Source organism: Lactobacillus acetotolerans DSM 20749 = JCM 3825 (assembly GCF_001436775.1).
Taxonomy (GTDB): domain Bacteria; phylum Bacillota; class Bacilli; order Lactobacillales; family Lactobacillaceae; genus Lactobacillus; species Lactobacillus acetotolerans.
Map to the genome: position 1 here is coordinate 1 of NZ_AYZC01000054.1, position 8,205 is coordinate 8,205.

Here is an 8,205-nt window from a genome sequence, read left to right on the forward strand (position 1 = left end):
TTTTAAGAAATTAATTTAAGGAGTCCTTCATCCTTACACAAAATATTTTACAGTCTCCTGTTTAATGTAGTGAACTTTTTATTTGTTAAAAGTAATATTACTGCCATAATATTCTTCTCTTTATTTTTAATTATTTCCCGGGAAATAGAAAGGAGGGATTTTCTTGCGTTATCAACAAATAATTTTTGATGTGGATGATACCTTAATTGATTTTGCGGCTACTGAGGATTTTGCCTTGCATAGTTTATTTAATGCTCACCATTGGCAACTTACTAATGATATACAACGTCGTTATCATTCTTATAATCAAGGATTATGGCGAGAATTAGAACTTGGTAAGATTAATTACGATCAATTAACTAAAATGACTTTTCATAATTTTATTAAGAAGAATTTAGGGTTAGAGGTTGACGGTGAAAAAGTTATGAATGAGTATCGTTCATATTTTGGTGAAACACATAAATTGTTACCAGGAGTTGAAGATACGCTTAGATTCGCTAAAAAACAGGGTTATAAATTAACTGTTTTAACTAATGGTGAAAAATATATGCAACGACATCGCCTTGAATTAGCAGGTATTAAAAAATATTTTGATTTAATTGTTACTTCAGAAGAGGCACATTATTCTAAGCCAGATTCTCACGTCTTTGATTATTTCTTCAGCCGCACAGAAATTGGAGCAAATGATACGGTCTTTTTTGGTGATGGACTTAAATCCGATATTTTAGGCTCTGAAAATTATGGTCTAGATAGTATTTGGTATAATCACCGCCATCGTAAAAATACACTTAATCTGCACCCAATTTTTGAAGTAGATAATTATCCCCAATTAGTTCAACTTATGCAGAATGATTTTCAAAGAAAATATTAAAGTCAAAATTAAACCAAAGTATTTTGATAGAAAAAATTTTTGCAATTGTTTATAATGTAACTAAACAAAAGTAAGTGAAGAAAGGGGAATCTTTATGAATTTTCATTCATTAGCTGATACTTATAAATTGAATAATGGGGTTAAGATTCCAATTGTTGGCTTTGGTACTTGGCAAACGCCAGATGGTGCCGTTGCCAAAAGTTCTGTTTTAGCAGCAATCAATGCTGGTTATCGTTTAATCGATACTGCTGCCGCTTATGGCAATGAAGAAAGTGTCGGTGAAGGAATCAAGGCAAGTGGTGTTAACCGCCACGACCTGTTTGTGTCAACCAAATTATGGAATACAAATCACGGTTACGATAAGACTAAGAAGGCAATTGATACTAGCCTGCAAAAACTTGGCCTAGATTACCTTGACCTGTATTTAATTCACTGGCCAAATCCAGCAGCAATGCGTGCTAATTGGGCTGAATTGAATGCTGAAAGTTGGCGTGCAATGGAAGAAGCTGTTAAAGCTGGTAAAATTAGAGCAATTGGTATCTCTAACTTTAGACGTGAACATATTGATGAATTGTTGAAGACAGCTACAATTAAACCAGCCGTTAACCAAAATTATTTAAATCCAAGTGATATGCAGAAAGACTTAACAGCATATAACGATAAGCTGGGCATTCTTAATGAAGCTTATAGCCCACTTGGAACAGGTGGTTTGCTTGACAATGAAACAGTTAATAAAGTTGCTAAGAATTATGGCAAGTCTCCAGCTCAAGTTTTGATTCGTTGGTCATTGCAACACGGTTTTTTACCATTACCTAAGTCAGTTCATCCAGAGTATATTAAAGCTAATGCTGATATTTTTGATTTTGAAATTAACTCTGATGATATGAAGACATTGGATGGACTTCATGGTGCTGCCAAAGTTGCACAAGATCCAGATAAAACGAATTTCTAAATATTGCTAATTATTAGCCCTATTAATGTGGGGCTTTTTTTGCGCAATAAATCCCCTTATGTTTATAATAGTAGCACTTTAAATAATAGGGGGTTCTAATTAATGAAAATAGGATTTATAGGTACTGGTAAAGTTGGTACGTCAATGATTAAAGGATTATTGCATGCAAAAGTTGCCAACCAAAATATTTATGTATTTGATGGTGGTTTTAAATCTTCAAAAGATGTAGCCAAAAAATATAATTTAAAATTGATTAATGACTATTCAGACTTTAGTGGTTGTGCTGTGGTAATTGTTGCAGTTGGCGGACCAGCAGTTCCAGGTATTCTAAAAGAACTGGGTAATAAGTATCAAGGTATAATGCTTTCGACTGGTGGTGGTGATCTTGAAAAAGTTAATCAAGAATCACCGGCTAAAACTCGTTTTGCTAAAATTGTACCTAATACGCCAGTTCAGTTGGATGAGGGTGTCACCGCAATCAGTTTTGCCAAAGATGAAAAGCAAGAAACTATTGATACCGTTAAGTCGATATTTGAAAAGATGGGCGATGTTTATGTTGTACCTGACCGTTTATTAGGTATTTATGGTACAGTTACGGGCTGTGCACCTGCTTACGTTGACATGATGATTGAAGCTTTAAGCGATGCCGCTGTTTTGAATGGTGTTAAGCGTGATGAATCTTATCCAATGATTGAAAAAATGATTTTGGGAACGGTTCAATTGGCCTTAGCCAACAAGAAATTGCCAGAAGAACTGAAAGATGAAGTTACAACCCCAGGTGGTACAACTATTAAGGGTGTTACTAAACTTGAAGAGACTGGCTTTAGGAATGCTTTGATCCAAGCAATTAATGCTTCTGCGAATTAATAATAATTTATTGTAAATAAAGAGAGACACGTTTCATGTGAAACGGGTCTCTTTTATGTTTGATCGACATATTCTAAAATATCTCCTGGCTGACAGTGAAGTGCAGAGCAGATCTTTTCTAACGTAGAAAAGCGGATTGCTTTGGCTTTACCAGTCTTTAATATGGAAATATTTGCTTGTGTGATTCCAATACGTTCTGATAATTCTGTAACTGTCATTTTTCTTTTTAGAAGTAAGATATCGAGATTTACTTTGATCATATAAATTCCCTTCTAAATAGTTAGTTTGTTTTCCGATTGTAACTTAATTGCGTTTTCTAATAGTTTTTCAATTACTGCTATAAAGGTAGCTAAAATAAAAGGAATTAAGCAAATTCCTGCAATAATGAAGATAAAACCAGGCGCTTCATCGTAAATTGCGACGTAGTAGGCGAGTGGCAACAATCCTAATAGTATGAAAAATTCTAAAACAGTTAAGCAAAAGATGATTTGTACTTGGTGTAAACTTGCGTAGCTAAAGGCGTTTTCTTTTTCAATTAAAGAAACTATTTTGAATAAACAGCAGGTAATACAAAGGGCAATGACAGCTGTTAGATATAAAGAACCATATGCTATAGCTAGTTCAGTAAATATTCTATTCTTTTCATTTATAAGAATCATTGTGAACATGAAACTGAAAAATAATACAGCAACCACAATGATACAAAGGGAAAGTTTTAAGAAATTAGTTCTGGTCTTCATTTTATTAATCTCCTGGATATTATTTACCTTACAAATTTATTTTAGTTAACATTTATTGAAATACAATATAAAATTATTGAGATTCGATATAATTAATAATTATTTAACATTTTGAAGTAGAAGCAAAAAACACGTTTCATGTGAAACGTGTTTTTCTTATAAAAGATAATGTTGTTTATTATTTGTTAAATAGTACCAGGACGCTTAGCTTTTTCTACCTTTGATCCTTTAATCATATTATCGTTGTAACCCCAGAACCAAGTAATAGCGAAAGCAACAATAATTGAAACAGCACTTGCGAGTAAGAAGGCATAGAAACTATTTAAATCTCCTGGATTCTTAGGATTAAAGAAACTTGAAAATCCGATTAATCCACCAGTGAAGCCATACATAGTTCCGTGCATGAGTCCGGTTACTAATCCACCGAATGCAGCACCAATAGAGCCCGAAACAAAGACTCTTCTATATCTTAAGTTAATACCGTAAATAGCTGGTTCAGTAACTCCACAGAAGGCACTGATAGTTGCGGCAAAACCTAATTCTTTCATGTCAGCTTTCTTTGATTTAATGGCAACTGCTAAAACAGCGGCACCTTGTGCGACCATTGTTGAACAAATAATGGCATTCAATGCACTTTGACCGGTACCGGCAATTTGTTGAGCAACCAATGGGACAACACCCCAATGCAAGCCAAAGATAACCAATACTTGGTAAAGGCCGCCAATAATAAAGCCGCCGATCCAGCCGGATGAAGAGACTAGCCAATTGATGAAGACAGCAATTGCATTAGCAATTCCTTGAATAACTGGTCCAGTGATTACTAGGGTGATAGTTGAAACAACTAGAATAGTTATTAACGGAATGAAAATCATTTGTAAATAGCTAGGCAGAATCTTTTTCAACCATTTTTCACATTTCATAGCCAACCAAGCTGCCAGAATCATCGGGAAGATGGAGTAGGTATAGTTTAGAAATTGGAAATTTAAACTGCCAAGACTAAACATAACCTTGCCTGCTTTACCCCAGGTAACTAGCTGTGGGTAAGTAATAACACCACCAATTACGGCAGTGATAATTGGATCGCTGCCTAGACGTTTAGCAGCGCTAAATCCAACCCAAATAGGGAGGAAGAAGAAGGCTGAATCAGCCATTGCGCTGATTGTAATATAAGGTACACTCTTTACATTAAGTAGAGAACCTAATTGTGGTAGTGTAAGTAAAGCTAAAATACCTTTAATAATACCGGATGCGGCAATTACACCGATAACCGGACTCATGGAACCGGTAATAAAACCAATTAAATTATTAAATGCACGCGAAACAGGGTTCTTACCATTATTTTGGCTATTATTATCGGCTGGTGCATCGTTCAATTCAGGTAATTGCTTTATTACAGCATCATAAACATTAGCAACTTCATTACCAATAACTACCTGATATTGTCCAGATGCATGCATGACATCAAGAATTCCACGTTGATTCTTTAACGCATCATCGTTTGCTTTACTTTCATCTTTTAAGTAAAAACGCAGCCTGGTAATACAATGAATTACACTCTTAATATTTTTCTTACCACCAACATTTTTGATGATAAAAGTAGCCAGGTCGTCATAAGATAACTTTTTACCAGAAGTATTTTCTTCACTAGCTTTAAGGTATGCGTGGGCAACAATTGTACCAGCCTTTGTTTCGCCTTCAGTGGCATCAAGACCATCGACTTTTTCATGAGAATTGGTAATGACAACCATAATTGTGGTGTCAAGCTTTTTCTCCTTGATAAAGTTAAGGTCCATAGTTGCAATTGGATCACCGGCATTAACTTTCTGTCCGTTTTTAATTGCAATAGTAAACGGCTTTCCTTTAAGTCCAACGGTATCAACTCCCATATGGACTAAAACTTCAAGTCCTTCTTTACTTGTAATGCCTACGGCATGTTTAGTGTCAGCGATCATTGAAATAGTCCCGCTGATTGGTGCAACAACGTGACCGTCGGAAGGAATTAATCCAAATCCCTGTCCCATTGTGCCTTTGCTAAAGACCGTATCACTGGTTTTATTCAGTGCAATTACGCGTCCGTTAGCAGGGGCTCGTAATGCAGTTCCTTTATCAATCGCCATAAATTCTCCTCCTTTATAGAGCGCTTTCATATATTTCAAACATTATATTATACTTGTCTATATAAGCTGTCAATTAAAAACATGAAATGGCTTCTAAGTACTTTTATATAAGTAAAATTTAATTTTAAATAAAGCGCTTTACTTGTATGTACATGGTTAGATATAATGAAAAGAGTTTAGCAAGAGGAAAAATCAAAAATGGTAAAATCAAAAACGGATATTATTGCGCAGGATATAGCAGCTAAAATTAGGCACGGACAATTTAAAGCTGGCACTTTTATACCAAGTGAGAACCAACTAACAACCCTTTATGGCACTTCACGTGAGACAGTTAGAAAGGCGTTGGAACGGTTAAATTCTTTAGGCTTAATTCAAAAAATTCGTGGGAAGGGCTCCATTGTTTTAAATTTAGAGCGGTATTCTTTTCCAATTTCTGGGATTACTAGTTTTGCAGAGTTAAACCGGTCGTTGGGGATGAACGCAAAGACAAAAGTTTTGGAGCTTAAAAAAATGGAATCTTTGCCTAAATTTTTTAAGGAAAAGTTTCCCAAGCAGAGCAAACAAGAGGGAATTTACGTTGAGCGTTTACGTTTAATTGAAAATGAGCCAGAGGTGCTCGATTGTGATTTCTTGTTTACCCCGCCAATTAAAGAACTACCATTAAAGGTAGCGCAAAATTCCATCTATAATTACATTGAAAATGACTTAGGCTTAGAAATATCCTATGCAACTAAGGAAGTTACAGTTGAAAGAATTAATACAGATTTACAAAAGAAGTTGGCAGTGGGGGATAACTTGGCTGTTTTAGTTGCCAGTCATAGCTTTTTGAGTGATACGACACCGTTTCAATTAACTTTATCCTTTCATGATCCGAGCAAATTTAAATTTGTCGATTTTGCACGTAGACAGAAGATTAAACCTTAAGGAGTAAATAATGGTCAATTTAGGCAAAAAAGTAATCTATCAGATTTATCCCAAATCTTTTTATGATTCTAACGGAGATGGAATAGGTGATATTCCGGGCATTATTAAGAAACTGGATTACATTAAAAAATTAAACGTTGATATGATCTGGTTTAACCCATTTTTTGTTTCGCCTCAGCATGATAATGGCTATGACATTGCTGATTATTATAAAATTGATCCCCGTTTTGGCACCATGGCAGACTTTGATGAATTAGTTGCTAAATTAAAAAAGATCAACGTCGGTGTAATGCTAGATATGGTCTTCAATCACTGTTCCACTGATAATGAGTGGTTTCAAAAGGCTTTGGCCGGTGATAAGAAGTACCAAAAATTCTTTTATTTAAGAAAAGCTAAAGCCGATGGCAGTTTGCCGACCAATTGGCAAAGTAAATTTGGTGGCCCTGCCTGGGCTAAATTTGGCGATACCGATTACTATTATTTACACCTGTATGACCCAACTCAAGCCGACCTTGATTGGCATAATCCGGAATTAAGAAAAGCGGTTTACAAAGTAGTCAATTTCTGGCGTTCTAAAGGTATTCAAGGGTTTAGGTTTGATGTTATCAACGTAACAGGTAAAGCTCAAAAATTAGTTGATTCTACTGGTCCGGACCAAGAGAAGAGCTTGTATACTGATACTCCCGTAGTTCATAAATATTTAAAAGAAATGAACGCTAATACTTTCGGTAAGGATCCTAATAGTATTACTGTTGGCGAGATGTCATCAACAACTATTAAGAATTCGATTGAATATTCTAAGCCAAGCGAGCATGAGCTCTCGATGGTCTTTAATTTTCATCATTTAAAAGTAGATTATAAAAATGGTGAAAAGTGGACTAAAACCCCATTTGATTTTATGAAACTTAAGGAATTATTTACCCAGTGGCAAGAAAAAATGGACCAAGGTGGCGGCTGGAACGCACTTTTTTGGAACAACCATGACCAGCCAATAGCACTTAATCGCTTTGGGGATCCTGGTAAATATCGAATTAAGTCTGCTGAAATGCTTGCTACCGCGATTCATCTTATGCGTGGCACACCATATATTTATATGGGGGAAGAATTGGGAATGGTTAATCCAGATTATTCTTCTATGAAAGATTACGTTGATGTTGAAAGCTTAAATGCATTTAAAGAGCTGAAGAAAAAGGGTATGACTGCTAAAGAAGCCTTTGAAATAATTCAGACTAAATCTCGGGATAATTCACGCACCCCTATGCATTGGGATGCAAGTAAGTATGCTGGCTTTAGTAAAGTTAAACCATGGTTAATGCCAAAGAAGCAAGATAAAATTAATGTTCAAGAAGAGCTAAGACATGGTGAGATATTCAACTATTATCAGAAACTGATTAAATTACGTAAAAATGAGCCATTAGTTTCAGATGGTCATATTAAAATGTTTTTAAAGAATGACCCACAAATTTTGGCTTATGAACGTTTCTTAGAAAATAAGAATGATAAATTATTAGTGTTTACTAATTTTTATGGTAAGAAGCATATAGTTCAATTACCTGAAAAATATCAAAATAAACATGTGCAAGTAATAATAAGTAACTATAAACAAACAAATCTTAGTTTAAATGAGAGACTTACTTTAAGACCATATGAGGCACTAGCAGTAAAAATTTCCTAGGAAATAAAACAGACTAACCTAGTGTTGGATTATGAATCGACGGATTCATGATCTGGCAC

At 35.0% G+C, this 8,205-nt stretch carries 8 protein-coding genes; 5 read left to right on the top strand and 3 right to left on the bottom strand.

The annotated features are described in order from the left end of the window. Positions 1-163 precede the first annotated feature (163 nt). The 3 genes from FC77_RS06965 to FC77_RS06975 all read left to right on the top strand — a co-directional run bounded on the left by FC77_RS06965 (position 164) and on the right by FC77_RS06975 (position 2,690). Positions 164-871 (top strand): YjjG family noncanonical pyrimidine nucleotidase, encoded by a 708-nt coding sequence (locus tag FC77_RS06965; RefSeq protein ID WP_056970912.1) that lies wholly within the window; start codon positions 164-166, stop codon positions 869-871. Between the two features lie 94 nt (positions 872-965). After that, on the top strand, positions 966-1,823 hold the full coding sequence (locus FC77_RS06970) for an aldo/keto reductase (protein WP_056970915.1): 858 nt from the start codon (positions 966-968) through the stop codon (positions 1,821-1,823). Positions 1,824-1,925: 102 nt separating this feature from the next. After that, a complete protein-coding gene (locus FC77_RS06975; protein ID WP_056970917.1) occupies positions 1,926-2,690 on the top strand; it encodes a pyrroline-5-carboxylate reductase family protein in 765 nt (254 codons plus the stop codon). Between the two features lie 53 nt (positions 2,691-2,743). Here FC77_RS06975 and FC77_RS06980 read toward each other — a convergent pair whose 3' ends face one another. The 3 genes from FC77_RS06980 to FC77_RS06990 all read right to left on the bottom strand — a co-directional run bounded on the left by FC77_RS06980 (position 2,744) and on the right by FC77_RS06990 (position 5,547). Beyond that, positions 2,744-2,950, bottom strand: a complete 207-nt coding sequence (locus tag FC77_RS06980; protein WP_054682229.1) for a helix-turn-helix domain-containing protein — start codon at positions 2,948-2,950, stop codon at positions 2,744-2,746. 12 nt (positions 2,951-2,962) lie between these two features. Further along, a complete protein-coding gene (locus FC77_RS06985; RefSeq protein ID WP_054682230.1) occupies positions 2,963-3,430 on the bottom strand; it encodes a DUF2975 domain-containing protein in 468 nt (155 codons plus the stop codon). A gap of 185 nt (positions 3,431-3,615) precedes the next feature. After that, positions 3,616-5,547 carry a PTS sugar transporter subunit IIABC gene (locus FC77_RS06990; RefSeq protein WP_056970919.1) on the bottom strand — a complete coding sequence of 644 codons (1,932 nt, stop codon included), beginning with the start codon at positions 5,545-5,547 and terminating at the stop codon, positions 3,616-3,618. Between the two features lie 198 nt (positions 5,548-5,745). Here FC77_RS06990 and treR point away from each other — a divergent pair, with 198 nt between their 5' ends. Together treR and treC are read left to right on the top strand one after the other, a co-directional pair. Beyond that, positions 5,746-6,471, top strand: a complete 726-nt coding sequence (gene treR / locus FC77_RS06995; RefSeq protein WP_056970921.1) for a trehalose operon repressor — start codon at positions 5,746-5,748, stop codon at positions 6,469-6,471. A gap of 10 nt (positions 6,472-6,481) precedes the next feature. Continuing rightward, positions 6,482-8,146: an alpha,alpha-phosphotrehalase gene (gene treC / locus FC77_RS07000; protein ID WP_056970923.1), complete on the top strand. Its 1,665-nt coding sequence runs from the start codon at positions 6,482-6,484 to the stop codon at positions 8,144-8,146. Positions 8,147-8,205 lie beyond the last annotated feature (59 nt).

Coding starts and splice junctions, on each gene's coding strand:
- treR (WP_056970921.1), top strand. CDS start 5,746: ATGGTAAAATCAAAAACGGATATTATTGCGCAGGATATAGCAGCTAAA.
- FC77_RS06985 (WP_054682230.1), bottom strand. CDS start 3,430: ATGAAGACCAGAACTAATTTCTTAAAACTTTCCCTTTGTATCATTGTG.
- FC77_RS06970 (WP_056970915.1), top strand. CDS start 966: ATGAATTTTCATTCATTAGCTGATACTTATAAATTGAATAATGGGGTT.
- FC77_RS06990 (WP_056970919.1), bottom strand. CDS start 5,547: ATGGCGATTGATAAAGGAACTGCATTACGAGCCCCTGCTAACGGACGC.
- FC77_RS06975 (WP_056970917.1), top strand. CDS start 1,926: ATGAAAATAGGATTTATAGGTACTGGTAAAGTTGGTACGTCAATGATT.
- FC77_RS06980 (WP_054682229.1), bottom strand. CDS start 2,950: ATGATCAAAGTAAATCTCGATATCTTACTTCTAAAAAGAAAAATGACA.
- treC (WP_056970923.1), top strand. CDS start 6,482: ATGGTCAATTTAGGCAAAAAAGTAATCTATCAGATTTATCCCAAATCT.